The organism is Brevundimonas sp. LM2 (assembly GCF_002002865.1).
Classification (GTDB): Bacteria; Pseudomonadota; Alphaproteobacteria; order Caulobacterales; family Caulobacteraceae; genus Brevundimonas.
Genome location: NZ_CP019508.1, coordinates 1,038,379 through 1,064,399 on the forward strand (window position 1 = coordinate 1,038,379; position 26,021 = coordinate 1,064,399).

The 26,021-nt window shown below is 70.0% G+C and carries 31 protein-coding genes; 21 read left to right on the plus strand and 10 right to left on the minus strand.

Annotation, left to right across the window (positions count from 1 at the left end):
* The first annotated feature begins 41 nt into the window (after positions 1-41).
* The 3 genes from BZG35_RS05180 to BZG35_RS18300 are packed head-to-tail and all read left to right on the plus strand — an operon-like array spanning position 42 to position 4,498.
* Positions 42-1,628, plus strand: a complete 1,587-nt coding sequence (locus BZG35_RS05180; protein ID WP_077354685.1) for an alpha-N-arabinofuranosidase — start codon at positions 42-44, stop codon at positions 1,626-1,628.
* A gap of 2 nt (positions 1,629-1,630) precedes the next feature.
* Complete coding sequence (locus tag BZG35_RS05185; protein WP_077354686.1) at positions 1,631-4,333, plus strand: glycoside hydrolase family 3 C-terminal domain-containing protein; 2,703 nt, start codon at positions 1,631-1,633, stop codon at positions 4,331-4,333.
* Positions 4,334-4,366: 33 nt separating this feature from the next.
* A complete protein-coding gene (locus tag BZG35_RS18300; RefSeq protein WP_256364141.1) occupies positions 4,367-4,498 on the plus strand; it encodes a hypothetical protein in 132 nt (43 codons plus the stop codon).
* 535 nt (positions 4,499-5,033) lie between these two features.
* Here BZG35_RS18300 and BZG35_RS05190 read toward each other — a convergent pair.
* Both BZG35_RS05190 and BZG35_RS05195 read right to left on the minus strand, forming a co-directional pair.
* On the minus strand, positions 5,034-5,975 hold the full coding sequence (locus tag BZG35_RS05190) for an alpha/beta hydrolase (RefSeq protein ID WP_077357838.1): 942 nt from the start codon (positions 5,973-5,975) through the stop codon (positions 5,034-5,036).
* A gap of 69 nt (positions 5,976-6,044) precedes the next feature.
* A complete protein-coding gene (locus BZG35_RS05195; protein WP_077354687.1) occupies positions 6,045-7,361 on the minus strand; it encodes a sugar MFS transporter in 1,317 nt (438 codons plus the stop codon).
* A gap of 128 nt (positions 7,362-7,489) precedes the next feature.
* Between BZG35_RS05195 and BZG35_RS05200 the strand changes: the two genes are divergently transcribed.
* Both BZG35_RS05200 and araD1 read left to right on the plus strand, forming a co-directional pair.
* The gene (locus BZG35_RS05200) at positions 7,490-8,626 is read left to right on the plus strand and encodes an aldose epimerase family protein (protein ID WP_077357840.1); all 1,137 of its coding nucleotides are present in this window, start codon (positions 7,490-7,492) and stop codon (positions 8,624-8,626) included.
* A 9-nt stretch (positions 8,627-8,635) separates the two neighbouring features.
* Positions 8,636-9,622, plus strand: coding sequence for an AraD1 family protein (gene araD1 / locus BZG35_RS05205; RefSeq protein ID WP_077354688.1), 987 nt, complete (start codon positions 8,636-8,638; stop codon positions 9,620-9,622).
* 19 nt (positions 9,623-9,641) lie between these two features.
* Here araD1 and BZG35_RS05210 read toward each other — a convergent pair whose 3' ends face one another.
* Positions 9,642-9,893, minus strand: a complete 252-nt coding sequence (locus BZG35_RS05210; protein WP_077354689.1) for a DUF3253 domain-containing protein — start codon at positions 9,891-9,893, stop codon at positions 9,642-9,644.
* Between the two features lie 173 nt (positions 9,894-10,066).
* On the opposite strand from BZG35_RS05210, the gene BZG35_RS17860 reads away from it, so the two are divergent.
* The 3 genes from BZG35_RS17860 to BZG35_RS05220 all read left to right on the plus strand — a co-directional run bounded on the left by BZG35_RS17860 (position 10,067) and on the right by BZG35_RS05220 (position 11,582).
* The gene (locus tag BZG35_RS17860) at positions 10,067-10,222 is read left to right on the plus strand and encodes a hypothetical protein (RefSeq protein WP_171981883.1); all 156 of its coding nucleotides are present in this window, start codon (positions 10,067-10,069) and stop codon (positions 10,220-10,222) included.
* Entirely contained in the window at positions 10,212-11,045 is an 834-nt protein-coding gene (locus BZG35_RS05215) for a universal stress protein (protein WP_077354690.1), read from the plus strand. The genes BZG35_RS17860 and BZG35_RS05215 overlap by 11 nt, the downstream gene beginning before the upstream one ends.
* A 132-nt stretch (positions 11,046-11,177) precedes the next feature.
* Complete coding sequence (locus tag BZG35_RS05220; protein ID WP_077354691.1) at positions 11,178-11,582, plus strand: cytochrome c; 405 nt, start codon at positions 11,178-11,180, stop codon at positions 11,580-11,582.
* 3 nt (positions 11,583-11,585) lie between these two features.
* Here BZG35_RS05220 and BZG35_RS05225 read toward each other — a convergent pair whose 3' ends face one another.
* Positions 11,586-12,002, minus strand: a complete 417-nt coding sequence (locus BZG35_RS05225) for a DUF983 domain-containing protein (RefSeq protein ID WP_077354692.1) — start codon at positions 12,000-12,002, stop codon at positions 11,586-11,588.
* Between the two features lie 111 nt (positions 12,003-12,113).
* Here BZG35_RS05225 and BZG35_RS05230 point away from each other — a divergent pair, with 111 nt between their 5' ends.
* Entirely contained in the window at positions 12,114-15,029 is a 2,916-nt protein-coding gene (locus BZG35_RS05230; protein ID WP_253189274.1) for a hypothetical protein, read from the plus strand.
* 12 nt (positions 15,030-15,041) lie between these two features.
* On the opposite strand, the gene BZG35_RS05235 is transcribed toward BZG35_RS05230, so the two are convergent.
* The 3 genes from BZG35_RS05235 to BZG35_RS05245 all read right to left on the minus strand — a co-directional run bounded on the left by BZG35_RS05235 (position 15,042) and on the right by BZG35_RS05245 (position 16,682).
* On the minus strand, positions 15,042-15,320 hold the full coding sequence (locus BZG35_RS05235; RefSeq protein ID WP_077354693.1) for an HU family DNA-binding protein: 279 nt from the start codon (positions 15,318-15,320) through the stop codon (positions 15,042-15,044).
* 115 nt (positions 15,321-15,435) lie between these two features.
* Positions 15,436-16,245: a flagellar type III secretion system pore protein FliP gene (gene fliP / locus BZG35_RS05240; protein ID WP_077357844.1), complete on the minus strand. Its 810-nt coding sequence runs from the start codon at positions 16,243-16,245 to the stop codon at positions 15,436-15,438.
* A 167-nt stretch (positions 16,246-16,412) separates the two neighbouring features.
* Positions 16,413-16,682: a flagellar biosynthetic protein FliO gene (locus tag BZG35_RS05245; protein ID WP_077354694.1), complete on the minus strand. Its 270-nt coding sequence runs from the start codon at positions 16,680-16,682 to the stop codon at positions 16,413-16,415.
* Between the two features lie 143 nt (positions 16,683-16,825).
* Between BZG35_RS05245 and BZG35_RS05250 the strand changes: the two genes are divergently transcribed.
* The 3 genes from BZG35_RS05250 to BZG35_RS05260 are packed head-to-tail and all read left to right on the plus strand — an operon-like array spanning position 16,826 to position 17,989.
* Positions 16,826-17,230, plus strand: coding sequence for a flagellar basal body protein (locus BZG35_RS05250; RefSeq protein ID WP_077354695.1), 405 nt, complete (start codon positions 16,826-16,828; stop codon positions 17,228-17,230).
* A 14-nt stretch (positions 17,231-17,244) separates the two neighbouring features.
* The gene (flgC, locus tag BZG35_RS05255; protein ID WP_253189275.1) at positions 17,245-17,679 is read left to right on the plus strand and encodes a flagellar basal body rod protein FlgC; all 435 of its coding nucleotides are present in this window, start codon (positions 17,245-17,247) and stop codon (positions 17,677-17,679) included.
* 10 nt (positions 17,680-17,689) lie between these two features.
* Positions 17,690-17,989, plus strand: coding sequence for a flagellar hook-basal body complex protein FliE (locus tag BZG35_RS05260; protein ID WP_077354696.1), 300 nt, complete (start codon positions 17,690-17,692; stop codon positions 17,987-17,989).
* 400 nt (positions 17,990-18,389) lie between these two features.
* Here the strand turns inward: BZG35_RS05260 and BZG35_RS05265 are convergent, their stop codons facing one another.
* Entirely contained in the window at positions 18,390-18,767 is a 378-nt protein-coding gene (locus tag BZG35_RS05265; protein WP_077354697.1) for an iron-sulfur cluster assembly accessory protein, read from the minus strand.
* Between the two features lie 62 nt (positions 18,768-18,829).
* On the opposite strand from BZG35_RS05265, the gene BZG35_RS05270 reads away from it, so the two are divergent.
* The 9 genes from BZG35_RS05270 (at position 18,830) to BZG35_RS18425 (ending at position 24,917) form a co-directional block, all read left to right on the plus strand.
* Complete coding sequence (locus BZG35_RS05270; protein ID WP_077357848.1) at positions 18,830-20,008, plus strand: deoxyguanosinetriphosphate triphosphohydrolase; 1,179 nt, start codon at positions 18,830-18,832, stop codon at positions 20,006-20,008.
* Between the two features lie 79 nt (positions 20,009-20,087).
* Complete coding sequence (locus BZG35_RS05275; protein ID WP_077354698.1) at positions 20,088-20,858, plus strand: SPOR domain-containing protein; 771 nt, start codon at positions 20,088-20,090, stop codon at positions 20,856-20,858.
* Positions 20,859-20,862: 4 nt separating this feature from the next.
* On the plus strand, positions 20,863-21,909 hold the full coding sequence (gene nagZ, locus BZG35_RS05280) for a beta-N-acetylhexosaminidase (RefSeq protein WP_077354699.1): 1,047 nt from the start codon (positions 20,863-20,865) through the stop codon (positions 21,907-21,909).
* Positions 21,910-21,950: 41 nt separating this feature from the next.
* Positions 21,951-22,769, plus strand: a complete 819-nt coding sequence (locus BZG35_RS05285; RefSeq protein WP_077354700.1) for a ScpA family protein — start codon at positions 21,951-21,953, stop codon at positions 22,767-22,769.
* Positions 22,766-23,419 carry an SMC-Scp complex subunit ScpB gene (gene scpB, locus BZG35_RS05290; RefSeq protein WP_077354701.1) on the plus strand — a complete coding sequence of 218 codons (654 nt, stop codon included), beginning with the start codon at positions 22,766-22,768 and terminating at the stop codon, positions 23,417-23,419. The genes BZG35_RS05285 and scpB overlap by 4 nt, the downstream gene beginning before the upstream one ends.
* Before the next feature lie 78 nt (positions 23,420-23,497).
* On the plus strand, positions 23,498-23,779 hold the full coding sequence (locus BZG35_RS05295; protein WP_077354702.1) for a hypothetical protein: 282 nt from the start codon (positions 23,498-23,500) through the stop codon (positions 23,777-23,779).
* Between the two features lie 105 nt (positions 23,780-23,884).
* The gene (gene ykgO, locus BZG35_RS05300) at positions 23,885-24,010 is read left to right on the plus strand and encodes a type B 50S ribosomal protein L36 (protein WP_008263184.1); all 126 of its coding nucleotides are present in this window, start codon (positions 23,885-23,887) and stop codon (positions 24,008-24,010) included.
* Positions 24,011-24,195: 185 nt separating this feature from the next.
* Positions 24,196-24,471 (plus strand): DUF2312 domain-containing protein, encoded by a 276-nt coding sequence (locus BZG35_RS05305; RefSeq protein WP_013270389.1) that lies wholly within the window; start codon positions 24,196-24,198, stop codon positions 24,469-24,471.
* A 179-nt stretch (positions 24,472-24,650) separates the two neighbouring features.
* A complete protein-coding gene (locus BZG35_RS18425; RefSeq protein ID WP_371454836.1) occupies positions 24,651-24,917 on the plus strand; it encodes a hypothetical protein in 267 nt (88 codons plus the stop codon).
* A gap of 6 nt (positions 24,918-24,923) precedes the next feature.
* Here BZG35_RS18425 and BZG35_RS05315 read toward each other — a convergent pair whose 3' ends face one another.
* Positions 24,924-25,298, minus strand: coding sequence for a VOC family protein (locus BZG35_RS05315; RefSeq protein ID WP_077354704.1), 375 nt, complete (start codon positions 25,296-25,298; stop codon positions 24,924-24,926).
* Between the two features lie 66 nt (positions 25,299-25,364).
* Entirely contained in the window at positions 25,365-25,970 is a 606-nt protein-coding gene (locus tag BZG35_RS05320) for a TetR/AcrR family transcriptional regulator (protein WP_077354705.1), read from the minus strand.
* Positions 25,971-26,021: the final 51 nt, after the last annotated feature.

The following is a 26,021-nucleotide window of genomic DNA, read 5'->3' on the forward strand; positions in this document are numbered from 1 at the left end:
CGGCCTGTGGCGCTGAACCAAGAACCACCACGGCGGGGCCGATGACCAGAAGACATCTCGGATGCGCGATCGCCGCCGTACTGGCGTTCGTGCCTTGGGCACCGGCCTTCGCTCAGACGGAGCGCGCGGCCGTGGGGATCGAGATTGACGCGGCCCAGGCGGGGCCGACGATCAACCCCAACATCTTCGGCCAGTTCGCCGAGCATCTGGGCACGGGCATCTACGGCGGGGTTTGGGTCGGTCCCGACTCGCCCATCCCCAATGTGCGCGGCATCCGCAGCGACGTGGTTCAGGCCCTGCGCGCGATCAAGGTGCCCAACGTCCGCTGGCCCGGCGGGTGTTTCGCCGACGAATACCACTGGCGCGACGGCGTCGGCCCGGCCTCGGAGCGCCGGCACCGGCTGAACGCCAGCTGGGGCAATGTGATCGAGCCCAACAGCTTCGGCACCCACGAGTTCATGGATTTCGCCGACCAGGTCGGGGCCGAGGTCTTCCTGTCGGTCAATGTCGGCTCGGGCACGGTGCAGGAGGCGGCGGACTGGCTGGAATACCTGACCGCCGACCAGCCCACGGCCCTGGCCCAGGAGCGGGCGGCCAACGGCCACCCCGAGCCCTACAGGATCAAATACCTCGGCCTCGGCAACGAGAACTGGGGCTGCGGCGGGGCCATGTCGCCCGAGCACTACGTCGAGGCGATGAAGCAGTTCGCCATCTATTCCCGGAATCTCAATCGGGCGCAGACCGGCGAGACCGCCATGCAGCGCGTCGCCGTGGGCTGGGACAGTGGCGATGAGGACTATACCGAAGCCGTCATGCAGGCCTGGAAGGACAAGGTCTGGAGCTGGAACATCGAGGGGGTGTCCCTGCACGGCTACACCATCCCCAACAGCTGGGAGGCCAAGGGCCCCAGCGTCGGCTTCGGCGAGGACGAATACGCCAAGGGGATCCGGGCGACGCTGAAAATGGAGGGCTGGATCACCGCCCAGACCGCCATCATGGACCGCTACGATCCCGAGAAGAAATTGGCGCTGTTCGTGGACGAATGGGGGCTGTGGGCCGACCCGATGCCGGGCAGCAACCCCGCCTTCCTGCAGCAGCAGAACACCATGCGCGACGCCGTCATCGCCGCCCTGAACCTGAACATCTTCATGCGCCACGCCGACCGTGTGCGCGGCACCAACATCGCCCAGATGGCCAATGTGCTGCAGGCCATGATCCTGACCGACGGGCCGCGGATGGTGCTGACGCCGACCTACCACGTGTATGAGATGTACGTGCCCTTCCAGGGGGCGACCCTGGCCGCTTCCACCTTCGACGCGGGGAATTACACTTTCGAGGACATCAGTTTGCCGGGCGTGGACGCCGTGGCGGCCCGCGACGGCGAGGGGCGGCTCTGGCTGTCGCTGGTGAACGTCGATGTTCGCAGCCCGCGGACCTTCACCGCCCGCGTGGCCGGCGCCGACGCCAGCGCCGTCGGCCGCATTCTCACGGCGCCGGCGGTGGACAGCCACAACAGTTTCGACCGGCCCACCGACGTCCAGCCGGCGTCCTTGGCCGTGCGCGTGCTGAACGGCGAAGTCACCATTGATCTGCCGCCCCTCTCCGTCGCCGTCATCCAGGTGCGCTGACCATGGGCGGTCCGGACGGAAGGCCTTCCCGCTGCGGACGGCGCGTCGGGGTCCAGGCCCTGGCCGTGGCCTTCGTTCTGGCCCTGACCCTGACGGGCGGGCCGGCCCTGGCCCAGGCCTGGGCGGGCGGCGCGGCCACGCCCCGGGAGACGCCCCCGTACCAGGACCTGTCGCTCAGCGCCCAGGTGCGCGCCGCCGACCTCGTCTCGCGCCTGACGCTGGAAGAAAAGGCCGCGCAGCTGGTCAATGACGCGACCGCCGTGCCCCGTCTCGGCATCCGCGAATACAACTGGTGGAACGAGGGCCTGCACGGCGTCGCCGGGGCGGGCGAGGCGACCGTCTTTCCCCAGGCGATCGGCATGGCCGCGACCTGGAACGCCCCCCTGATCGGCCAGGTCGCCGAGATCATCTCCACCGAATTCCGCGCCAAACACGTCGAGAGCCGCCACCGCTTCGGCGGCAGCGACTGGTTCGCGGGCCTGACCGTCTGGTCGCCCAACATCAACATCTTCCGCGACCCGCGCTGGGGCCGGGGTCAGGAGACCTATGGCGAGGATCCCCATCTGACCTCACGGCTCGGCGTCGCCTTCGTCCGCGGGCTCGAGGTCACGGAGGGCGACTACGTCCGCACCATCGCCACGCCCAAACACTATGCGGTCCACAGCGGCCCGGAGCCCAGCCGCCACCGGGACAACATCCTGCCCAGCGCGCGGGATCTGCACGAGACCTATCTGCCCGCCTTCCGGGCCACGATCATGGAGGGCGGGGCCGGCTCGATCATGTGCGCCTACAACGCGATCGACGGAGCGCCCGCCTGCGCCAACGCCCCCCTGCTGCGCGACGTGCTCCGCCGCGACTGGGGCTTTCAGGGTTACGTGGTGTCCGACTGCGACGCGGTGGCCAACATCTATCGCGCGCACGAGCACGGCTACACCGAGACCCCGGAGCAGGGCGTGGCCGTGGCCTTCCGCGCCGGCATGGATCTGATCTGCGGCGGGCCGGAAGAGAGCGTCCACATCCTCGGGGCGATCCGCCAGGGGCTGATGACCGAGGCCGAGCTCGACGTCGCCCTGGAGCGTCTGTTCACGGCGCGGTTCCGTCTGGGCCAGTTCGACCCGCCCGCCCAGGTCTTCCCGGCGATCACCCCCGCCGACAACGACACCGAGGCGCACCGCGCCGTGGCGCTGCGCGTCGCCGAGGAGTCGCTGGTGCTGCTGCGAAATCAGGACGGCCTGCTGCCCCTGAAGGCGGCGCCCCGGCGGATCGCGGTGATCGGGCCCAACGGCGACAGCGTCGAACCGCTGGTGGGCAACTACAATGGGTCGCCCTCGCACCCCGTGACCCTGGCCGACGGCCTGCGCCGCCGCTTTCCCGAGGCGCAGGTGACGGTGGTCGAGGGCTCCGGCCTGATCGACCCGGCCCTGGCCCCGGTGCCCGAGGCGTTGCTGTGCGTGGACCGCGCCTGCGCCGCCCCGGGTCTGACCGCGACACGCTTCGCCTCCGCCACGATGGAGGGCGACCCGGTCTCGACCGGGGTCAGCGCCAACGCCGCCGAGCGCTGGCAGGGCGAGCAGCGCAGCGGGGCCACGCGCTGGACCGGCTTCCTCACCCCGACCGAAAGCGGCGAGCACCGGTTCCGCTATGTCGCCAACGGCGGCTACCGGATCTGGATCGACGACGCCCTGGTGGTCGACGCCTGGAACGTCGACTGGCGCCCCGCCATCGCCACTGGTGCCGCCTCTCTCGAAGCCGGCCGCGCCTATGCCATCCGAGTCGAGGCCTTCCAGCGCCAGGACCAGGGCGACGAGCGGCTGATGTGGAGCACGCCCGCCGACGCCGGCCTGCAGGCGGCCGTGGCCGCCGCGCGCGACGCCGAGGTCGTGATCTTCGCCGCCGGCCTGACCCACGAGGTCGAGGGCGAGGAGATGCGCGTCCAGGTGCCGGGCTTTCTCGGCGGCGACCGCACCCGGATCGATCTTCCGGCCGCCCAGCAGCGCCTGCTGGAAGCGGTGACGGCGACCGGCACCCCGGTGGTTCTGGTGCTGATGAACGGCAGCGCGCTCAGCGTGGAATGGGCCGACCGGACCCTGCCTGCCATCGTCGAGGCTTGGTATCCGGGCGGCCAGGGCGGCGATGCGATCGCCCGCCTGATCGCCGGGGATTTCAGCCCGGCCGGACGGCTGCCCGTCACGGTCTACCGGTCGGTCGAGGATCTGCCGGCCTTCGGCGACTACGGCATGGACAACCGCACCTACCGCTATTTCCGCGGCGAGCCCCTCTATCCGTTCGGCTACGGCCTGTCGTACTCCAGCTTCGCTTATGCGGCTCCGCGCGTGTCGGACACCACGGTCCGCCCCGATCAGGCGGTGACGGTGTCGGTCGACGTCACCAACACCGGAGCCATGGCGGCGGACGAGGTGGTGCAGCTGTATCTCAGCCACCCCGGCGTTCCGGACGCGCCGATCCGGACCCTGGCGGGCTTTGAACGCGTGCATCTGGCGCAGGGCGAGACCCGCCGCGTCCGCTTCACCCTTGATCCGCGTGCCCTCAGCCTGGTCGGTGCCGACGGCGTCCGGCGCGTCGCGCCGGGCCCGGTCTCGGTCTGGGTCGGGGGCGGCCAGCCGGGGACGCGCCCGGGCCTGACCCCGGCCGCCGGGGCGCGGACCGAGCTTCGCCTGACGGGCGGGGCGATGCTGCCGAACTAGAGCAAACGCCTGCTGAGATGAATCGATTGTGATGTGACCCTGCTCGGGGCCGCCGCCGAAACGACCATGACCGGCCTGTTGGACCGCATCGCCGAAGCGCTGAAAGCCTTCACGCCCCAGGAATGCGCCAACGACGTCCGACACGACGGATCTCCATTAACTTAAGCGTCGAATGCGCCAGGCGGACGGACGCAAAAACACCGTCCGACCCGTCCGACCCGTTCGCATCGGCCGGGTGTCTGTCCTTCACGTGTCAAAGATCGTGAGCGCGATCTGGGCGCGGGAGCCGCAGGCCGCAAGGGGCCGGCAGGATAATATTCCTACTGCGTCCGTTCGAAGCCCCGTCCGCCCCCGCCGTGGCCCGAAGGTCTGGCGACGGCTCCAACGCAACGGACCTTGGCTCCAAGCCGTTCGTCGGCGCATTGGGCGCTGCGGTCGCCCAGGTTAATCACGGCGAACACGACGGGACCGAGCGGTTGTCGTGGTCGTCGTCCGCCTCCGGCACCGACACGAGAGAAGGGCGGCGTCGCCGCCGATCCGCGCCTCGACGAGACATCGAGCCAAAGGAGGGATCGGCGAGGGCACCGCAGTCCTGATCCCGTCGTGTCCGCCGTGGCCTCGCTGCGCGCGCTGTGATGACCCTCTCGCTGGACATCCATGCGTCAACCGAAGCGCCGATTGTTCTAGCCTCTTCGCAGGATCAATCGGCCGCGAGGAATCCGTTCGAGTCCAGCCACGGCATGAAGACGTCGAGCCAGCCCAGGCTGGTCTTGCCAGGATTGCCGAGGCCGAACCCGTGGCCGCCGTTCTGATAGAGGTGGAACTCCACCGGGCGTCCCGCCGCCTGCCAGGACTCGACCAGGCCGAACCCGCGTCCGGCGAACAGCGGGTCGTCGGCGGCCAGGACGACGAACATCGGCGGCGCGTCCGCCGGCACCTCGACCGCCCCCATGGCCCCATAGACCGGGGCGATGAAGGCCGGGCGGGTCTCGGGCATGGACAGGGTCGTCGCCATCGTGGTCATGGCCCCGGCTGAGAACCCGACCATGCCGATCCGGTCCGGATCGACGCCCCATTCGCCGGCCCGCGCGCGGATGAGGGCGAAGGCGGCCGTGGCGTCCTCGACGGCGTCGGCGAACTCGCCACCGGGCCGGGCCGGTGCCACGCTGGGGGCCGGCGGCTGCGGCGGCCGCGCCCCGGCCCCGCTGAACATGGCGTTCACGCCCTGCTCGAACGCGCCCAGATCGGCCGGGGTCGGGCGGGTCCGGTATTTCAGGACGAAGGCGGCCACGCCCCGGTCGGCCAGGGCCTGTGCGACCTCCCAACCCTCGTTGCTCATCGACAGGAAGCGGAAGCCGCCGCCCGGGGCCACGATCACGGCCGCGCCGTTGGCCTTGCCCGCCTCGGGCAAAACGGGCGTCAGGGTCGCGACCGTGACGTTGCGCACGAAGGTGTCGCCCCACTGGTGGAACCAGGTCTCGGGCGCGGTCGAGCCCGTCACCCCGCCCGTGCCCAGCGGCAGGGCCGTCGGCTCGGCCGGGGTCTCCGCCGGCGTGATCGGGGCCTGCTGCGCCGCGGCCGGCCCGGTCGCAAGCAGCAGCCCCGCGAGGACCAGGGGAAGCGAGCGTTGTGTTCGGGCCATGGTCTTTTCCTGTGTCGGCGACGCCGCGTCGCCCTTGTTGTCTGTCGGCCCGTCAGAGGGGCCGGGCATTCACCGCGTCGCTTCGACGTCCGGCAGGGCGCCGGTCGGCTTCGACCCCCACAGGGCGTAGAAGAGGATGTAGAGCTCGCACACCATGGTCAGCAGGAAGGACAGCTGCAGCCCGTAGCGGTCGGCCAGCCACCCCTGGACCACGACCAGCGCGCCCCCGGCGATGGCCATGATCAGCAGGCCCGATCCTTCCTCGGTCAGCGGCCCCAGGCCCTTGATGCCCAGGGTGAAGATGGTCGGGAACATGATGGAGTGGAACAGCCCGACCGAGATCAGCGCCCACATGGCCAGCTGTCCGCTGGCGAAGGTGGCGATGGTCATCACGACGAAGGCGCCGATGGCGAAGACGGCCAGCACCTTGTCGGCCGGGAAGCGGCTGGTCAGCCAGCTGCCCAGGAACCGCCCGACCATCATCCCGCCCCACAGGATGGCCAGATAGCGCGACGCCTCTTCCTGGGTGATGGCGGCGATGTCGGGCTGCGACACGAAGTTGATGAACAGATTGGCCACGCCGATCTCGGCGATCAGATAGATGAAGATCGCCGGGACACCCCAGACCAGGTTGCGGTGCCGCCACAGCGACAGGCCCTTGCGCTCATCCGCGCTGGCCCGCCGCCCCGAGGTGTGGATCGTCGGCAGGGGGAAACGGGCGATGACCACGGCCAGCAGGGCCAGGACCACGGCCACGATGATATAGGGCAGGATCACCGACTGGGCGTCGGCATAGCGTTCGGCGGCCGTCAGCACGACCTCGCCCTGGGCCGTGCCGCCGCTCGACCGGCCCAGGATCAGATAGCCCGCGAACAGGGGGGCCAGGGTGGTCCCCAGGGAGTTGAAGGCCTGGACCAGGTTCAACCGCGACGACCCCGTTTCCGACGGACCGATCACGGTGACGTAGGGGTTGGCCGCGACCTGCAGCAGGGTGATGCCGCTGGCGATCACGAACAGGGCGGTGAGCACCAGTTCGTAGGACGCCAGCCGGGCCGCCGGCACCATCATCAGCGCCCCGACCGCCATGACCCCCAGCCCCGTGACGATCGACGCCTTGTAGCCGATCCGCTCGATCAGCTTGGCCGACGGGATGGAGGCGACGAAATAGGCGATGAACCAGACGGACTCGATCAGGGTGGTGCGGGTGTAGTCCAGCTCGAACACGCTGCGCAGGTGCGGCAGCAGGGTGTTGTTGATGACGGTGATGAAGCCCCACATGAAGAACAGGGTGGCCAGCAGGGACAGCACCGCGCGGGTCGAGGGGCCACCGGCCGGCGGCGGGGCGTGCGCGGTCCCGTTGCCCGGGGCAATCGTCGGTGTCGGCATGGAGCATCTTCCCTGGACGGAGCCGCCTGCCGCTGCATCGGCCGGTCGCTTGCCCCCGTTTCAATTGTCAGACTATTGTGGTCGCAGGCCGGGCGTCAACGCCGGCGTTCGAAACGCAGGGGATGGCGATGAAACTGATGGGATTTGGGCTGGTTTTGCTGGCCGGATTGGCGGCGGCATCCCTGGGTCAGGCGGCCGAGGTGCGCCGCGAACCGGCGGGGACGCTCAGCGACGGAACACCGATCGAGGCGATCGTCCTGTCCAATGATCGTGGGGTCTCGGCCCGCATCCTGACGTATGGCGCGACGCTCCAGGCCTTCAGCGGCCCGGATCGCGACGGGCGGATCGCCGACGTGACCCTGGGCTATCAGGACGTCACCGACTACGAGGCCAAGCCGAACTATTTCGGCGTCACGGTCGGACGGTACGCCAACCGGATCGCGGGTGGCCGCTTCACTCTCGACGGCGTCCAGTACCAGCTGCCGCTGAACAATACGGCCAACTCGCTGCACGGGGGGGATCGCGGGTTCGACAAGGTGACCTGGCGGGTCCAGTCGGTCTCGGACGGGCCCGAGGCGCGCGTGGTCCTGACGCACACCAGCCCCGATGGCGACTCCGGCTATCCCGGTCGCCTCGACGTGACCGTGACCTACGGCCTCGACGAGGCGGGGGCCCTGACCATCGCCTATGCGGCGACCACCACCGCCCCGACGATCGTCAACATGACCAACCACGCCCTGTTCAACCTTGCCGGCGAGGGGGCTCCGGGCGGGATCGAGGGGCATCGCCTGACCCTTCCGGCCGCCGCCTATACGCCCGTCGACGCGGGCCTCATTCCGACCGGTGAATTGCGGGCTGTCGAGGGCACCGTGTTCGATTTCCGACAGCCCCGGGTGATCGGGCAGGGGCTGCGCGACGCCCGCGACCCGCAGATGCTGCTGGGCCTCGGCTATGACCACAACTTCGCCCTCGACAAAGGGCTGACCGCGGAACCCGAACTGGCCGCCCGGCTGGAAGACCCCGTCAGCGGCCGCGTGCTCGAGGTGCTCAGCACCGAGCCGGGCGTGCAGGTCTATTCCGGCAATTTCCTGGACGGCACGCTGGTCGGAAAGTCGGGCCGGATGTATCGGATGGGCGATGGCCTCGCCCTGGAGCCCCAGAAGTTTCCGAATGCGCCGAACATCCCCGGGTTCGTTTCGGCCCGTGTCGACCCGGACCGTCCGTACCGGCACGTCATGATCTACCGCCTGACAACCACCGACTGATTGGCTTCCATGCGCCTGCTGCAATACCGAAACGACGCCGGGCAACGTCGGGTGATCGCCGCCGACGCGGAGGGGGCCGCCTTCGTGGGCGGAGTCGAGACCACCCTGGCCCTGGCCTCGGAGGCGATCGCCGCGGGCGTGGGCCTGTTGGAGGCGGTGGGCCGGCGGGGGCGGGACGGCACCGTCGACCTGCGCGAGGCGCTCGAGGCCGGGCGGATCCTGGCCCCGATCGATCATGCCGATCCGGCCCACCTGATCATGAGCGGCACAGGCCTGACCCATCTCGGCTCGGCCGAAGGCCGCGACAAGATGCATCGCGACGCCGCGGCGGCGGCGCACCAGACCGACTCCATGCGGATGTTCCTCGAGGGGCTGGAGGGAGGCAAGCCGGCGCCCGGCCAGGTGGGGCAGCAGCCGGAATGGTTCTACAAGGGCGACGGCTCCCACCTGGTCGGGCCGGGCCAGCCCCTGACCATGCCGGCCTTCGCCCGGGACGGCGGCGAGGAACCCGAACTGGCCGGAATCTATCTGATCGGACCGGACGGGACGCCCTGGCGGCTGGGTCTGTGCCTGGCCAACGAGTTCAGCGATCACGTGACCGAGCGCCACAACTATCTGTGGCTCGCCCACTCCAAACTGCGTCAGGCCGCCCTCGGACCCGAACTCCTGGTCGGCCCGCCGCCCGGCGACATCCGGGGCCACAGCCGCATTCGCCGCGACGGTGCCATCCTGTGGGAGAAACCCTTCCTGACAGGGGAGGCCAACATGTCCCACAGCCTGGCCAACCTCGAACATCACCATTTCAAATACGCGCCGTTCCGACGTCCGGGCGACGTTCACGTGCATTTTTTCGGCACCGCCACCCTCTCGTTCGCCGAGGGGATCGCGACCCAGCCGGGCGACGTCTTCGAGATCGAGGCCGCGCCCTTCACGCTCCCGCTGAGGAATGCCCTGCGGCGCGACGGCGGGGCCGTCATGCCGGTCCGCGCCCTCTAGCGAACTCGACCGCGCTTCGTCAGGAGCCCAGGGCGCGGTTCAGGCGGTAGGGCCCGGCTCGGGTGGCCAGTCGCTCGCCCTTCCAGGTCAGCCGCACCGAGCCGTCACGGACCATCTCATCGACCGCGGCATGGACCTCGGGCATCGCGTCGCGCCAGGACTCAGGCTGCCCACGCATACGGGCGAGCGCCCGAGCCACTTCGCTGGGGCAGACCGTGGCTGCGGGATCGCGCGCTTCGAACAGGGTGAGCAGGGCAGCCCGCACAGACATGACGGCCGTTCATCTCCACCGAAGTTCGACCTAACGCCCGATGCTCGACAAGGGTGCGCGTGCTTCGGCCTGGCGACGCGTCCCCATGGCCCCGCGTGCGGCCCTCAGATTTGATCTTGGTCAAGGCACGCGACGGATCCTCGCGCCATCAAGGGCGGCGAAGGAGATTGCCCATGCCCGCATCCGCCATTCCCGTCGTCGCCGCCGTCGTGGCGGTCTTCACCTTTTTCATCGCCGCGGTCGGCGGCGCCGCCTTCTGGAGCTCCCGTCCGGCGAGCGGGCGCTCTCGAAACCGCGGCGACAGCGACGAGGTAAGCCATGACCTATAGGTCTCTGCTCGTCGCGGTCGACTCCGCCCCCGGCTGCGACGCGCGGCTGGCCCTCGCCTGCGATCTCGCGCTGGGCATGGACGCGCACCTGATCGGCATCTGCGGGGTCGCCATGAACGAGCCGCCGATCGCCGATCCTTATATGGGCGGGGCCATGATCGGGGAGAGCTTCACCCTGTTCCGCGATCTCGCGGTCGCCGAGGTGCAGGCGGCGCGGGACCGCTTCGAGGCCCAGGTCGGACCGCGCTGCACACGGCGCGAATGGCGCGGCGGGCTCGGCATGCCGGCGGACCTCATCGTCCAGGCCGCGCGCGCGGCCGACCTGGTGATCCTGGGTCGAAGAAGCGGTCGGTCCCCCGACCGCGCCGCCGATCCGGCGGATGTCCTGATGGCGGTGGGCCGTCCGGTCCTGGTGGTTCCGCCCGATCCGGCGAGGCCGCCTGTGGGCACGCCTGCGGTGATCGCCTGGAAGGACAGCCGCGAGGCGCAGCGCGCGACGGCGGCGGCCCTCCCGCTGCTGCGCCAGGCATCGGTGGTCGACGTGTTCACCTGCTGCGAACCGGGACGGCGAGACGAGGCCCTGGTGCAACTGGCCGACGTGGTCGCCTGGCTCGGACGGCACGGCATCGCCGCCGAGGCCGTCGCCGATCTCCCCGGCCCGGTCGGGGCGGCCGATGATGTCATGGCCTTCGCCGAAGCGCAGGGGGCCGGCCTGATCGTGGCCGGCGGTTATGGGCACTCCCGCCTGCGCGAATGGGCCCTCGGCGGCGTCACGCGCGAATTGCTGAGCGCCTCGCCGATGTGTGTTCTGCTCAGTCACTGACGGCGGGAGCGGTGGCTGCACGCTGTCCGGGTCCTGAGGGCCCGCGTTCGCAGGGCCGCCTTCCGTTTGACGCAGGTCAAGGCGGCGGGCCGTTTTCGCCGTCACCCTGGGGCCCTACAGGAGACGATCGTCATGCGCCTGCCCACGACCGCTGCCGCCAGCCTTCTCGCAGGGATCCTCATCCTCGCCTGCGCCCCGGTGCCGACGCCGCCTCCGACCGCCGTCCAGGCCGGTGCCCCTCCCATTCTTGCCGGGGCCTCCGCCCGCGATCGCGAGGCGGCGGCGAGGGGAGCCCGCATCGTCGATGAGGTCTGCGCCGGCTGCCACGCCGTGCGCGCCACGGGGGCCAGCCCCTATGCGCCCGCGCCGCCGTTCCGTGACGTCGTGACCCGTCGCTCGCTGGAAGACCTGGAGACGGCGATGGCCCAGGGCCTGCTGACGCCGCATCCGGACATGCCGTCGTTCACCTTCCGGGCGACCGAGATCGACGATCTGATCGCCTATCTGGACACGCTGCGCCAGGATGGACCGCGCTAGTCGTCAGCGCCACTTGGTGTCGTCGCCGTGGCGGCCGATGCTCTCCCACTCCGGTGGGGCGGCCTTGTGGATATACTGCTCCGACACCAGCCAGCCCTTGAATGGCCGCAGGACCAGCAGGCAGCCGGCCGCGATCAGCGGGAAGGTGAAGGCGAAATGGACCCAGATCGGCGGGTGGACCGTGAACTCGAACGCCATGAAGGCGATCATGCCGATGATGCCGATCGCGGTCATGGCGAAGAAGGCCGGGCCGTCGGCCGGGTCGGCGAAGCTGTAGTCCAGGCCGCAGGCCGGGCAGGCGGGGCGGATGGTCAGATAGCCCTGCAGCAGCGGCCCCTTGCCGCACCGCGGGCAGCGGCAGCGGAGGCCGGTGGCGAGGGTCGACAGCGGGGGATAGTCGGCGGGGGCGGGCGTGGACATGGGGGGCTCCTGACCGCTCACACGTCGGCCTTCTGCGGCAACGCATCAAGGGGCGTTCGGTCACATCCCATTAACGGCGTTGTAAGAGCGTCCGCGCGAATGTGCGCGCCCATGGCCGGACCCCGCAACAGGCGCGCGATCGGACGAACCTCGGTGGCGCTCGGCGCGGCCGGGACGATCGCGTTCGCGCCGCTGGTGGGTGCCATCCCCGTCCTGGCCCAGGAGGCCAGCGCCGTCGCCTCGGATCCGATCACGATCCGCATCGGGGCCAATGACGGCTTCACCCGTGTCGAGTTCGCCGGCGTCGTCGGCGCCCGTGCCCGCATCCGCCGCGAGGACGCCCGGATCATCGTCCGTATCGGCTCGACCGCCGCGCCCGATGTCACCCGGCTGAAGCTGGATCCGCCTCCCGGCGTCGAGAAGGTCGAGACCCGCGCCACCCTGGACGCCACCGAACTGGTTCTGACGCTGAAGCCTGGGGCCGAGGCCCGCTCGGGCACGGCGGACGGGGCGGTTTGGCTCAATCTCTATCCCGAAGGGTCCCGAGCCGCCGCCGCCATGGGGGGCAGCGCCGTGCCCGCCGGCGGGGCGGTGCCGGTCATCGCGACGAAGACCGGCCAGCAGGTCGCCCTCAGCTTCGCCTGGGGCGCGCCGGTCGGGGCGGCCGTGTTCCGGCGCGGGGCGGCGGTCTGGATCGTCTTCGACACGGCCGCCCGCATGGACCTGAAGGCCGCCGCCGACCTGGGGCCGGGGCGCGAGGCGCGCTGGGCCGTGGGGCCTGACTATACGGCGATGCGGATCTCGGTCCCCGAGGGCCAGGCGGTCACGGCCACGGGGCAGGGTGCGGCCTGGACGGTGGTCATCGGCGGCACGCCCGAGGCCGCGAGCGGCGTGGAGGTCACGCGCGACGACACCGCCGACGCTGCCATCGTGGCGCGGATGGCCGGGGCGACCAAGGCCGTCTGGCTGACCGATCCGATGGTCGGCGATCGCTTCGCCGCCGTCACCGCCCTGGCTCCCGGCAAGGGCTTCGGCGACAAGCGCCAGAGCATCGACGTCACCCTGCTGCCCACCGCCCAGGGCCTGGCGGTGGAGACCCCGACCGACGACCTGTCGATCAAGGCCGAGGGCGACCTGGTCACCCTGACCCGGCCCGGCGGCCTGCTGCTGTCGTCGCCCTCGGACGCGCTGGACGCCGCCTCGGTCGCGGACACCGGGCCGCGCAAGGCGGCCCACCCCGGGCTGATCCTGCCCGAATGGGGCGATGCGGGGCCGGACGGTTTCGCGGTCCGCTATCGCAAGCTGCAGGACGCCGCCGCCCAGGAGACCATCGCGGCCTCGGACAATCCCCGCGCCCCGATCGAGGCCCGGATGGCCCTGACCCGGTTCCTGATCGGCTCGGGCCTGGGCTTCGAGGCCATCGGCGTCGTCAACGCCCTGATCGCCAAGACGCCGGCCATGCAGGGCGAACCCGAGGTGCGCGGCCTGCGCGGCGCGGCCCGGGCCTCGATCGGTCGGGACGAGGAGGCCATCCTCGACTTCTCGGCCGGGGCCCTGGCCGGCGATCCCGCGACCAAGGTCTGGCAGGGCTATCTGGCGGCCCAGCAGGGCGACTGGCTGGCAGCGCGCGCGGCCTTCGCCGGCGGGGCCTCGGTGATCGACCAGTTCCCCAATGACTGGCGCGCTCGCTTCGGCGCGGCCCACGCGATGGCGGCGCTGGAGACCGGCGACCTGCAGGCGGCGCGCGCCCTGCTGGAGTACAGTTTTTCCCAGAAGGCCCCGGCCGCCGACCAGCTGACCGCCCGCCTGGTCCAGGCGCGGCTGTTCGAGCTGGAGGGCCAGAGCGACCGCGCCCTGGCCGTCTATCGCGCCATCGGTCGGGCCCCGCTGGACGGCATCGCCACCCCGGCCAAGCTGGGCGTCATCAAGATCGAACTGGCCAAGGGCACGATGACCCCCGTCGCCGCCGCCGCCCAGCTGGAAGAGCTGAAGTGGCGCTGGCGGGGCGACGCGACCGAACTGGCCGTGATCCGCACCCTGGGCGGCCTGTACCTGTCTCAGGGTCGCTATCGCGAGGCCCTGGACACGCTGCGCGGGGCGGGCAAGCGGCTGGGCAACCTGCCGGGCGCGGTCGAACTGCAGGCCGACCTGCAGAACGCCTTCCGCGCCTTGTTCCTCGACGGCGCGGCCGACGGGCTGCAACCCGTCCAGGCCCTGGCCCTGTTCTACGACTTCCGCGACCTGACCCCGGTCGGGGCCGACGGCGACGAGATGGTGCGTCGTCTGGCCCGCCGTCTGATCGACGTCGACCTGCTGGACCAGGCCGCCGAGCTGCTGAAGCATCAGGTGGACGAGCGGCTGGACGGCGTGGCCAAGGCCCAGGTCGCGACCGACCTGGCCACCGTCTATCTGATGGACCGGCAGCCGGAGAAGGCGCTGCAGGCCCTGTGGGGCTCGCGCACGACGCTGTTGCCCAATGCCCTGAACGCCGAGCGCCGGGCGCTGGAGGCGCGGTCCCTGATGGACCTGGGCCGCTACGACCATGCGATGGAAACCCTCGCCGACGACCAGAGCCCGGCGTCGCGTGACGTGCGGGCGGAGATCTTCTGGAAGCAGGAGAACTGGTCGGGGGCGGCGGCCCTTTACGAGGCCCGCTTGGGCGACCGGTTCAAGGACACGGCCACGGCCCTGACCCCGGACGAGGAAAGCCGCGTGATCCGTGCGGGGGTCGGCTATTCGCTGGCGCGCGATGCCGCGGCCCTGGCCCGGCTGTCGCGCAACTATGCGCCGTTCGAGGCCCGCGCCCGGTCCGGGGCGGCGCTGCGCATCGCACTCGATGGTCTGGACGGCATGGAAGGGGCGGCGAGCGCCCAGGATTTCGCGGGCCTGACCGCCTCGGCCGACACCTTCACCGGCTGGGTCGCCCAGATGAAGACGCAGCTTCGCGAGAAGACAGGCGGGTCTCGCGCTGCCGCGACCCCCGCCCGCCCAGCGCCTCAGCCCGCCGCGAGACCCGCAGCCGGCTGAGGCCGCACGTTCTTACTTGTTGACGGCGTCTTTCAGCGGCTTGGACACGCGGAAGCGCACGGCCTTGGAGGCGGCGATCTTGATGGTCTCGCCCGTCGCCGGGTTGCGGCCTTCGCGGGCGGCGCGGTCGGCGGTGTCGAACACGCCCAGGTTGGAGATGCGCACGTCACCGCCGTCGATCAGCGACGCATGGATGGTCTTGACGAAGGATTCCAGCACGCGACCGGCGTCGGCCTGCGAGACACCGGCATCCTTGGAGACGGCGGCGATGAGTTCAGCTTGGGTGGTCATAAGGGTCGTTTCCCGAAAAGCTCGCTCGATTTCCGAGCGATGACGGACGGATCAACACGCCTTTTGGACGACTTGGCAAGCGCCATCGGCGCGGAAAGCCTTTCAGGGTGGGCCTTCAGCCGGCGCCGGAGGCCTGGCGGAAGCTCTCGACCAGGCTTCCCGCGACCAGCCGCCACCCGTCCACCAGCACGAAGAAGATCAGTTTGAAGGGCAGGGAAATCACCACCGGCGGCAGCATCATCATCCCCATCGACATCAGCACGCTGGCGACCACCAGATCGATCACAAGGAACGGAACGAAAAGGAGAAATCCGATCTCGAAGGCGGTCTTCAGTTCGCTGATCATGAAGGCCGGCGTGACCACGCGCAGGGGCAGGTCGGCCGCCGCGGTTGGGGCCTCGATCTGGCTCAGCCGGGTGAACAGCGCCAGGTCTCCGGGATCGACCTGGGCCAGCATGAAAGTTTTCACGGGTTCCGCCGCCAGATCGAACGCCTGGGGCAGTTCCATCTGCTGATCCATCAGCGGTCGGATGCCCGAATCATAGGCGTCCTGCCAGGTCGGGGCCATGACGATGGCGCTCAGGAACAATGCAAGCGAAACGAGAACGGCGTTCGGCGGCGACTGCTGCATGCCCAGGGCCGTCCTCAGCAGCGACAGCACCACGATGATGCGCACGAAGCTGGTGGTCATGATGACGATCGACGGGGCCAGCGACAGCACCGTCATCAGACCCACGAGTTGTACCACCCGTTCGGTCAGCCCGGCCCCGGTGCCCAGATCCAGATTGATCGCCGCCCCCGACGACGCCGCCGCCGCCGCGTCCTGGGCGAAGGCCGCGACCGGCCAGGCCAGGCAGATCAGGGTGGTCAGGAGGGACAGCTTCAACGCCTGGACGAACTCGGCGCGGGTCGGGACGACGAACAGTCTCTCCCTCCCCCTCGGGGGAGGGGCGTCGAGGCGCAGCCTCGACGGGGTGGGAAGGGCCGGGCGACTTGGGCACGGGACGGTGCCGCCCTGCCTTGCCGCCCCCACCCGGTCGCTGCGCGACCTGCCCTCCCCCGCAGGGGGAGGGAGAAGCCTATGCGGTCCCCTCACTTGTCCGTCCCCCGCGGCTCAATCAGCTCGCGGCCCTCGCCCAGCAGGATCAGCCGCTCTTCGTCGTCGATCTTGACTAGGACCAGCCGCCGCGCCGGGTCCAGCACCAGGGTCTCGACCACGGTCATGCGCCGCTCACCGCGCTCGGCGCTCAGCCGGGCCAGGATCTGGGGCGCATAGCGACGCGCCGCCCAGGCGGCCAGGCCGATCAGGCCCAGGGTGAAGGCGAGGCCGAAGACGGCGCGCGCGAGATCGAGGAAGTTCATGCGTCAGACGCCCCGTCGGCCCGCGACGACTGCGGGACCGGTCGGGGCGAGCCTGAATCATCGTGGTTAACGCCGCGTTGAGATAACGCTCCATTAACCATGGAGGCGGCATTTTCTGCCGGTTATCCACGAGGACGATCCCGATGGGCGTCGCCGACATCCCGCTGCTGGGCCAGATCAAGGGCCGCCTGACCTGGCTGGACGAGCGCCAGCGCGTGGTCGCCGCCAACGTCGCCAATGCCGACACGCCCGGCTATGTCGCCCGCGACCTGAAGGCCCCCACGGATTTCGCCGCCGCGCTCAAGGGCGGTGGTGGACTGGGCATGGCCCGCACCAATGCCGCCCATCTGCCGAGCAGCACGCCGGTCGCGCGCTTCACCTCCTCGGCCGAGCCCGACTCCGAGACGACGCTCGACGGCAACTCCGTGGTGGTCGAGGAGCAGATGCTGAAGATGGCCGAGAGCCGCATGGCCTATGACGCCGCCATCGGGCTTTACACTAAATCGATGTCGATGCTGCGCCTGGCCGCCAAGGTCCCGGGCCGGTGAGGGGAGTGGTCTAGATGTCGGATCCGATCAACGGCCGCAACGGCACGCCGCGCAACAGCGCCATGGCGGTCGCGGCCTCGGCCCTGACGGCCCAGCAGTCGCGCATGCGGGTCATCGCCGAGAACATCGCCAATGCCGAATCCACCGCCCGCACCGCCGGGGGACAACCCTATCGCCGCCAGATCCCGGTGTTCGAGGCGCGCCAGATCGACGGGGCCACGGGCGTGTCCCTGGCCGAGGTCCGGCCCGACCAGAGCGACTTCCGCCGCGAATACGACCCGACCCACCCGGCCGCCGATGCCGACGGCTACGTGTTGCGGCCGAATGTCGACACCCTGATCGAGTCCATGGACATGCGCGAGGCGCAGCGGGCCTATGAGGCCAATCTGAACGTCATCGAGACCGCGCGGACGATGGACAGCCGCACCCTCGACATTCTCAAGCGATAGGTCGTAGGCGATGAACCCCTTGATGGCGGCGAAGGCCTATGCGGCTACCCAGGGCACGGGTGGGGCCAGCGCCGGGGCGGCCGTCGCCGGCGGTCCCGACTTCTCCCAGATGCTGCAGGGGGTCATGGGCGACATGACCCAGCAGACCCGCGTGGCCGAGACCCAGATGACCCAGACGGTCCAGGGCCAGGGCTCGATGATCGACATGGTCACCGCCGTCTCCAGCGCCGAGGCCTCGCTGGAAACCGTCATCGCCGTCCGCGACCAGGTGATCTCCGCCTATCAGGAGATCATGCGGATGCCGATCTGAGTAACTAAGCCTATGGGGCTGACAGAAACGCCGTAAGTGCACGAAGCGGTAGTGCGCCGAAAGTTTATGCCCGCAGATACGATACGTATGAGTGTCGCCCCACCAAGTCCGCGTGAGGCGGTCTATGCTCACATATACTTGATGATTTTTAACGCCGAGGTTTATGCGTGAGTACCACGCCAATCACGGTCGCAATGTTCGCTGCTGCTTGGATGTAAGCCGAATTGTGTCTTATCCAATCGTCGTAGCTATTATGATCGTCGGCGTGAGTTGGCGTGTTTACGGTATAAACCCGCCCGTTAACCTCTATCGTGTGTTGATGCATAATGTCCTCCCTCAGCGTTATGCTTAATGGTAACATGCTACAACCTAAAGTTCAACACCATATTTCGTTGATATATCAAACCGAGAAACTGACTCCACAGCCGCAGCTGGTGGCCGCATTGGGATTGCGGATCACGAACTGGGCTCCGGCCAGCTCGTCGACCCAGGCGATCTCCGATCCCTTGAGAAAGGGAACCGACACCGGATCGACCAGGGCCGCCTGGCCCCCGGCTTCGATGCGCAGATCGTCGGCCTCGCCCGTCTCGACCAGGTCCAGACGGTACTGGAAGCCGGAGCAGCCGCCGCCCTCGACGGCGACCCGCAGCAGCACAGGATGGCCCTCGACCTCGCCCAGCTTCGCCAGCCGCTTCGCCGCGCTGTCGGACAGCACGATCCCCTCGGGCGTGCGGGCCGAGAGGGTGAAGGTCGGGGGCGTCGATTGGACGGAGGTCATGGCGACCTATATGAGGCCGACGAGGCCGGATCGCAAAGGCCGTACGGATGAAGCCTGATCCCTTGAGCCAGACCCCGCGCCGCAGCCCGTATGCCGAGACGCCGGACGCCTCGCGCGGCCGTCTGGTGCCCGAGGCCCCCAGCCGCACCCGCAACGCCTTCGCGCGCGACCGCGACCGCATCATTCATTCGACCGCCTTCCGCCGGCTGAAGGAAAAAACCCAGGTCTTCGTCGCGCATGAGGGCGATCACTACCGCACCCGCCTGACCCACAGCCTGGAGGTCAGCCAGATCGCCCGCTCCCTGGCCCACGCCCTGGGGCTGGACCAGGACCTGGCCGAGACCATCGCCCTGGCCCACGACCTGGGGCACCCGCCCTTCGGCCATGCCGGCGAAGACCAGCTGCAGGCCAATATGGCGCCGTGGGGCGGCTTCGATCACAACGTCCAGACCTTCCGCGTCGTCACGGATCTGGAGGTCCGCTATCCCGGCTATCGCGGCCTGAACCTGACGTGGGAGACGCTGGAGGGCGTCATCAAGCACAATGGGCCGGTGACGGGGATGCTGGACGCGCCGGCCTGGAAGGCGATCGCGGACTACGGCCAGGGCTGGGACCTGCGGCTGGACGGCTTCGCCTCGCTGGAGGCCCAGTGCGCGGCCATCGCCGACGACATCGCCTACAACAACCACGACGTCGACGACGGGGTCCAGGCCGGGCTGATCACCCTGGCGGATCTGGCCGACGTGCCGCTGATCGGGCCGGTGCTGCTGGCAACGCGCCGCGACTGGCCGGACGTCGACGAGCGGATGATCCGGCTGGAGGCCGTCCGGCGGATGATCGGCGTGATGGTCGACGACGTCCTGGCCGAGACCACCCGGCTGCTGGCCCAGCACGCCATCGCCTCGGTCGAGGACGTGCGGGTCGCGCCCCGCGCCATGGTTCAGTTCTCGCCCGCCATGCTGGCCGACCTGGGGGTGCTGCGGCGCTTCCTGTACGAACGGATGTATCGCCACTACCGGGTCAATCGCACCCGCAGCCAGGCCCGCCGGATCCTCTCCGAGATGTTCCAGCTGTTCATGGCCGAGCCTGAGGTCCTGCCGACCGAATGGGCCTGGGCGGCCGAGGGCAGCGAAGCCCGGCGCGCCCGGGCCGTCTGCGACTATATCGCCGGCATGACCGACCGCTATGCGATCGCCGAGCATTCCCGGCTGTTCAAGCTCGACATCGGCCACGATCTCTGATTCTACGACGGGGTCGGGGCGAGCTAGACTGGGCCGCCGACGCAGCGATTCGCGGCCGATCCGACGGAGACCCCACGCCATGTCCCACGACGACGATCACCGCCCCCACGACCGCGCCCCCCGCGAACGCGGGGCCTATACGCCGCCGACCGACGACGACCTGCCCTTCAACCGGGGAGGGTTCGACGCCCGACGCGGACCGCCGGCCAAGGCCCCGCCCGTGACCCTGATCGTCAGCGCCGTCGTGCTTCTGGTGCTGATCGTCGTCGTGGTCCTGTTTTACCGCTCCGGCCTGCGCTCCTCGACCGACGCCCCGCCCGCCGTGGGCACGCCGGTGACCCAGATGCGCGTCGCTCCGGCCGAGGACGCCCAGCCGATCGATCCCGAGGCCGGCGTCGGCCTCTACGACCAGGCCGAGGACACCGCGACGGCCCCCGCCTTCACCGCCCCGCCGGAAATGCCCCAGCCCCGCCCCCTGCCGCGCCCGATCGAGGCGGCCGAGACCGCGCCGCCCGCGACCCGTCCGGCCCCGGTCGCGCCGGCGACCCGGCCGAACCCGGCACCGGTCGCCACCCCCGCGGCGCCGCCCGCGACGGCGAACGCCGCCGGCGGTTCGGCCGCCGTGCAGATCGGGGCCTTCTCCTCGACCGCCATCGCCGACAGGGAATACGCCGCCATGGCCGCCCGCTATCCTCAGTTCGCCCGCAACGCCACCAAGCGGGTGCAGGAGGTGACGGCGTCCAACGGCTCGACCGTCTATCGCACCACCTTCACCGGCCTGAGCGCCGAGGACGCCCGCAGCTTCTGCTCGGCGATCAAGTCGGGCGGCGGCGACTGTCTGGTGCGATAGGGCGTTGACCAGCGCCGCCATCTACGGCTGCTCGGGTCTCGAGCTGACGGAGGCCGAGCAGGCCTTCTTCGCCGAGGTCCGGCCGTGGGGCTTCATCCTGTTCCGGCGCAATGTCGACAATCCGGATCAGGTCCGCCGCCTGACCGCCGCCCTGCGCGCCAGCGTCGGCCGCGACGCCCCGATCCTGGTCGATCAGGAGGGCGGGCGGGTTCAGCGGCTGGGGCCGCCGCACTGGCCCAAATATCCGCCGGGCGACGCCTATCTGAAAGCCACCAACGATCCGCTGTCTGCGCGCGAACTGGCCCGGCTGGGCGGCCGGCTGATGGCCCACGACCTGAAGGCCGTCGGCATCAACGTCGACTGCGCCCCTGTGCTGGACGTGCCCGTGCCGGGGGCCCACGACATCATCGGCGACCGGGCCTATGCGAACGACCCGGCCCTGGTGACGCAGCTGGGTCGGGCGATGGCCGAGGGCCTGCTGGCCGGAGGTGTCCTGCCAGTGATCAAACACATGCCGGGCCACGGGCGGGCGTTCGGCGACACCCACAAGGAACTGCCGACGGTCCATGCCGATCTGGACACGCTCGACGCCTGGGATTTCGCGCCATTCAAGGCGATGTCCGACATGCCGATCGGCATGACGGCGCACATCGTCTTCACCGCCATCGACAAGAAGCGTCCCGCCACCCAGTCGAGAAAGGCGATCCGGATGATCCGCGAGCGTCTGGGCTTCGGCGGTCTGCTGCTGTCCGACGACCTGGTCATGAACGCCCTGTCGGGGACCCTGACCGAGCGGGCCGAGAAATCCCTGAAGGCCGGCTGCGACCTGGTCATCCACTGGAACGGCGACCTCGACGAGATGCGGCAGGTGGCCGAAGGTGTCGGCAAGCTGAAGGGCCGGTCGGCCCGGCGTGCCGAGGCGGCCTTGGCCCGGATCGTCCACACACCCGAGCCGCTCGATGTGCGGGCGGCACGAGACCGGTTCGACGCCCTGCTGAGCGGACGACTGGACGCTGCGAAGGGACCGGACGTCGGCGAGGCCCAGGCATGAGCCCCGCCTCAAGCAGCGCGACCGCGCGGTAGGCCAGCAGAATGGCGGAGGCCTTCCAGCCGAATCTGGACTTCACCGCGGTCGCCGAGGTCGATGACCGCGACGCCTTCGTGGTCGATCTGGACGGCTATGAAGGGCCGCTGCACGTGCTGCTCGCCCTGGCCCGGAACCAGAAGGTCGACCTGCTGAAGCTGTCGATCACCCGGCTGGCGGAGCAGTATCTGGCTTTCGTGCATGAGGCGCGGCGGCGGAACTTCGCCCTGGCCGCCGACTATCTCGTGATGGCGTCGTGGCTGGCCTATCTGAAGTCGCGCCTGCTGCTGCCGCGCACCGACAAGGGCAAGGGCGACGAACCGCCGGCCGAGGAGATGGCCGCCGCCCTGGCCTTCCGCCTGCAGAAGCTGGAGGCCATGCGCAAGGCGTCGGACGCCCTGCAGGCCCGACCGCAGCTGAAGCGCGACGTCTTCCCGCGCGGCGATCCCCAGGCCACGGTGATCGTGCCCTCCGACCGGATCGACGCCAGCCTGTACGAGCTGATGGCCGCCTATGTGGGCCAGCGCCGTCGCGAACAGGGCCGCCACTACAACCCCGGCCAGAGGATCGAGGCCTATCCGCTGGAGGAGGCCCGCGACTGGCTGCGGGACATCCTGCCCCGGCTGGCCGACTGGACGCCGCTGGAGCGGGTGGCCCCGGTCCGCGACGCCGAGGGTCCGTCCCAGGCCTCCCTGACCGCCTCGACCCTGTCGGCCAGTCTGGAGCTGGTCAAGGAGGGGGCCATGGTCGTGCGCCAGGACCAAGCCTTCGACGCCCTGTGGCTGAAACGTCGGGGCCTGGGCCAGCCGCTGGAGCTGGTGCCTTGAGTGGCCTGACCTTCGCCCCCGACGAGGCCGAGATCGAGCGGCGGGTCGAGGCCCTGCTGTTCGCGGCCGCCGGCCCGCTGACCGCCGCCGAGATCGCCCGGCGGCTGCCCGAGGGGGCCGATGCGGGCCGCGCCATCGCGGCCCTGCGGACCCGCTATGAGGGGCGGGGGGTCGAGCTGGCCTGCGTCGCCGACCGCTGGGCCTTCCGCACCGCCGCCGACCTCGGCTTCCTGATGACCGAGGAACGGGAGGAGCCGCGCCGCCTGTCCAGGGCCGCGCTCGAGACCCTGGCCATCATCGCCTATCATCAGCCGGTCACCCGGGCGGAGATCGAGAGCGTGCGGGGGGTGTCGCTGTCGCGCGGCACCCTGGACCTGCTGCTGGAGATGGGCTTCGTCCGGCTGAGGGGCCGTCGGCGGAGCCCGGGGCGCCCGGTCACCTATGCCACCGCCGACCGGTTCCTGGAGCAGTTCGGCCTGGCCAGCCTGTCCGACCTGCCGGGCGTGGCCGAGATGAAGGCCGCCGGCCTGCTGGACCTGTCGCTGCCGACCGGGTTCGAACTGCCGGACCCGTCGCGCGGAGCCGATGACGAGGACCCGATCGAGGAGGGCGAGGCCCCCGAGTTCGCCCAGGACTTCGTCGGCGACTGACCGGCCCGGCGCCGGACGCAACTCCGGACCGCTCCAGCCGTTCGTCATCGAACGCCGATCCATCCAAGGAGACCGACCATGCGTATCCTGACCCTCGCGTCCGCTGCCCTGACGGCCCTGGCCCTGACCGCCTGCCAGCCCGCGACCGAGGAGCCGGCTTCGGCCCCCGCGCCTCAGGCCGAGATCCAGTCGACGACGGCCCCCTCGGTGGGCGGCCCGACCGAGCTCCCGACCGACGGCGGGGTCACCCCGGCCCCGGAAGCCATGGAAGACGCCACGGCCGAGGACGTCGCCGCCCCGGCCTCGCCCGCCGAGGCCGCCGTGCTGAGCGGCGGGGCCCAGAACCCGCAGAACCAGTAGCGCGTTTGGGTTGACGCGGCGGGGGGGTGTCTCTATACGCACCGCTCCGCCGCAGCATCGCCCTGCGGCCTTTCTGTTTTTGCTCTTGCCCCAGGACGTCTGACCATGAAGGTCCGCAGCTCGCTCAAGTCGCTCAAGACCCGCCACCGCGACTGCAAGGTCGTGCGCCGCAAGGGCGTCGTCTTCGTGATCAACAAGACCGACCCGCGCTTCAAAGCCAAGCAGGGCTGATTGGGGCGCGCCCAGACGGGCGCGCGTCCAACGATCCACAGGCTGCGGACCTTGTCCGCGGCCTTTTTCGTGCCCGGCGTTGAGCCGGGAGCCGGGGCATGGTTAGCGTCCCGGCTCGCTTTCAAAACGCGCTCAAGCAGCGAGGTGCCGCGCACCGAGCGATAGCGCCCAAAGGATTCTTCCCCATGGCCGACGACGCCTCCTTCGACGCCTCGCCCGACGTTCTGAACTCGGCGGCCCAGGGCCGGCTGCGGACCATCATTGAGCGGATCGAGCGTCTGGAGGAGGACAAGGCCGCCGTGATGGAGGACATGAAGGAGGTCTTCGCCGAGGCCAAGGGCGAGGGCTACGACGTCAAGATCCTGCGCAAGGTCATCCGCATCCGCAAGCAGGACAAGGCCAAGCGCCAGGAAGAGGACGCGATCCTGGACCTGTATCTGTCGGCGCTCGGCGAGATCTGATCCTGAAGCGGACGCCCCTCTCGGGCGGTCCGAAGACCCCACCCCGGGACAAGGGGGGCGGGTCCCTCAAGCGCTCGACCGGGTTCAAGCCCGGCTCGGGATTTCAAAAGAAGGACAGGCCTGCGCCCAGCCCGTTCGAGGCCGAGCGCGAGGCCGCCCGCCGCAAGGCCCTAAACGCCCTGAAACGCGCCAAGCGCGCCGCTGACAAGGCGGGGATCGCCCTGTCCGAATGGGAGGGCGAGTTCATCGAGGGCGTCACGGACCGCATCAAGACCTATGGCCGGGCCTTCGGAGACCCCGAAAAGGGCGCGCCCGGCCAGGCCCTGTCGTCGATGCAGGGCCGCAAGCTGAAGGAAATTACCTCGAAGGCGAACGGCGAGGCACCGAAGCGCCGCTGGGGGCGGAAGGGAACCGGGGCGACCAAGGAGTCGGACACCGCCGAGTGAACTCCGTCACCGCATGCAGAAGGCGCAGAGCTTGTGGCCGTCGAGGTCGCGGACGTAGCTGAACCACAGGCCGGGGCCGCGCACGCCGGGCGCGCCGGCGCAGGTGCCGCCCAGTTCGACGGCCCGGGCGTGGAAGGCATCGACCTCGTCGCGGGTATCGAAGGCGAAGGCATACATCGAGCCGTTGCCGACCGTTGCCGGCTCGCCGTCATGGGGGCCCAGGACCGCGAAGTTCGGCATCCGGTTGGCCCCATAGACCCGCCCGCCGGACGGATGTTCGAACAGGGGCCGGATGCCGGCGGAGCCGAGCAGGGCGTCGTAGAAGGCCTTGGCCTCTTCCAGACGGTTGGATCCCACCGTGGCGTAAACGAGCGCGGCCATCGCAATCCCCAGCAAAAACTTGGAGCGAGCTTAGCCCGTCGAACCCTGATCCGGACAGCCCGGCGGCTAGGGCCAGGCCTTCATCGCCTGCGCCACCACCCGCAGCAGCTTCTCGCGCGAGGCCCCATCGCGGGCCAGGGTGGACAGGCCCTGGGTCATGGCCATCATATGACCGGCCAGGGCATCGGCGTCCGTGTCGTCCGGCAGGGTACCGTCGTCGATGTCGGTCTGGATGCGGGCGCGGAGGGCGGCCTCGATGCCGTGGCGGATGGCGGCGATCTCGGCCTGGACGTCGGCGGCGGCGGTCGAGCAGCTGAGGGCCGAGGTGGCCAGCAGGCAGCCGGTGGGGGTGTTGTCCCCGGTCACCCCCTCGGCCGATGCGGTCAGCAGCCGCTGGGCCGCTTCGCGCGCCGAGGAAGCGGCGGCGATCGCCGGTTCCGGCGGCTCGGCCGACAGGTAGAGCCCGACGGTCTCGCGGAACAGCCGTTTCTTGTCGCCGAAGGCTCCATAGAGGCTGGGCGGGGTGATCCCCATGGCGGCAGTCAAGTCTGCCACGGAGGTCGACTCATAGCCGTGCCGCCAGAAGGTCAGCATAGCCGCGTGCAGGGCCGCGTCCCGGTCGAACGATCGGGGGCGTCCGGTCTTCCGGCGGGTCTGGGTGGCGCTTTCCATAATGATCAATATGAAACTGTTGACCGTCCACGACAAGGGCGGGTATGGATT

Coding starts and splice junctions, on each gene's coding strand:
- BZG35_RS05225 (WP_077354692.1), bottom strand. CDS start 12,002: ATGTCCACGCCCGCCCCCGCCGACTATCCCCCGCTGTCGACCCTCGCC.
- BZG35_RS05215 (WP_077354690.1), top strand. CDS start 10,212: ATGACCTATAGGTCTCTGCTCGTCGCGGTCGACTCCGCCCCCGGCTGC.
- BZG35_RS05230 (WP_253189274.1), top strand. CDS start 12,114: ATGGCCGGACCCCGCAACAGGCGCGCGATCGGACGAACCTCGGTGGCG.
- BZG35_RS05210 (WP_077354689.1), bottom strand. CDS start 9,893: ATGTCTGTGCGGGCTGCCCTGCTCACCCTGTTCGAAGCGCGCGATCCC.
- BZG35_RS05220 (WP_077354691.1), top strand. CDS start 11,178: ATGCGCCTGCCCACGACCGCTGCCGCCAGCCTTCTCGCAGGGATCCTC.
- BZG35_RS05295 (WP_077354702.1), top strand. CDS start 23,498: ATGCGTATCCTGACCCTCGCGTCCGCTGCCCTGACGGCCCTGGCCCTG.
- BZG35_RS05235 (WP_077354693.1), bottom strand. CDS start 15,320: ATGACCACCCAAGCTGAACTCATCGCCGCCGTCTCCAAGGATGCCGGT.
- araD1 (WP_077354688.1), top strand. CDS start 8,636: ATGCGCCTGCTGCAATACCGAAACGACGCCGGGCAACGTCGGGTGATC.
- BZG35_RS17860 (WP_171981883.1), top strand. CDS start 10,067: ATGCCCGCATCCGCCATTCCCGTCGTCGCCGCCGTCGTGGCGGTCTTC.
- BZG35_RS05320 (WP_077354705.1), bottom strand. CDS start 25,970: ATGGAAAGCGCCACCCAGACCCGCCGGAAGACCGGACGCCCCCGATCG.
- BZG35_RS05180 (WP_077354685.1), top strand. CDS start 42: ATGACCAGAAGACATCTCGGATGCGCGATCGCCGCCGTACTGGCGTTC.
- ykgO (WP_008263184.1), top strand. CDS start 23,885: ATGAAGGTCCGCAGCTCGCTCAAGTCGCTCAAGACCCGCCACCGCGAC.
- BZG35_RS05315 (WP_077354704.1), bottom strand. CDS start 25,298: ATGGCCGCGCTCGTTTACGCCACGGTGGGATCCAACCGTCTGGAAGAG.
- BZG35_RS05265 (WP_077354697.1), bottom strand. CDS start 18,767: ATGACCTCCGTCCAATCGACGCCCCCGACCTTCACCCTCTCGGCCCGC.
- BZG35_RS05260 (WP_077354696.1), top strand. CDS start 17,690: ATGAACCCCTTGATGGCGGCGAAGGCCTATGCGGCTACCCAGGGCACG.
- BZG35_RS05190 (WP_077357838.1), bottom strand. CDS start 5,975: ATGGCCCGAACACAACGCTCGCTTCCCCTGGTCCTCGCGGGGCTGCTG.
- BZG35_RS05250 (WP_077354695.1), top strand. CDS start 16,826: ATGGGCGTCGCCGACATCCCGCTGCTGGGCCAGATCAAGGGCCGCCTG.
- BZG35_RS05285 (WP_077354700.1), top strand. CDS start 21,951: ATGGCGGAGGCCTTCCAGCCGAATCTGGACTTCACCGCGGTCGCCGAG.
- BZG35_RS05185 (WP_077354686.1), top strand. CDS start 1,631: ATGGGCGGTCCGGACGGAAGGCCTTCCCGCTGCGGACGGCGCGTCGGG.
- BZG35_RS05245 (WP_077354694.1), bottom strand. CDS start 16,682: ATGAACTTCCTCGATCTCGCGCGCGCCGTCTTCGGCCTCGCCTTCACC.
- flgC (WP_253189275.1), top strand. CDS start 17,245: ATGTCGGATCCGATCAACGGCCGCAACGGCACGCCGCGCAACAGCGCC.
- BZG35_RS05200 (WP_077357840.1), top strand. CDS start 7,490: ATGAAACTGATGGGATTTGGGCTGGTTTTGCTGGCCGGATTGGCGGCG.
- BZG35_RS05275 (WP_077354698.1), top strand. CDS start 20,088: ATGTCCCACGACGACGATCACCGCCCCCACGACCGCGCCCCCCGCGAA.
- BZG35_RS05195 (WP_077354687.1), bottom strand. CDS start 7,361: ATGCCGACACCGACGATTGCCCCGGGCAACGGGACCGCGCACGCCCCG.
- BZG35_RS05305 (WP_013270389.1), top strand. CDS start 24,196: ATGGCCGACGACGCCTCCTTCGACGCCTCGCCCGACGTTCTGAACTCG.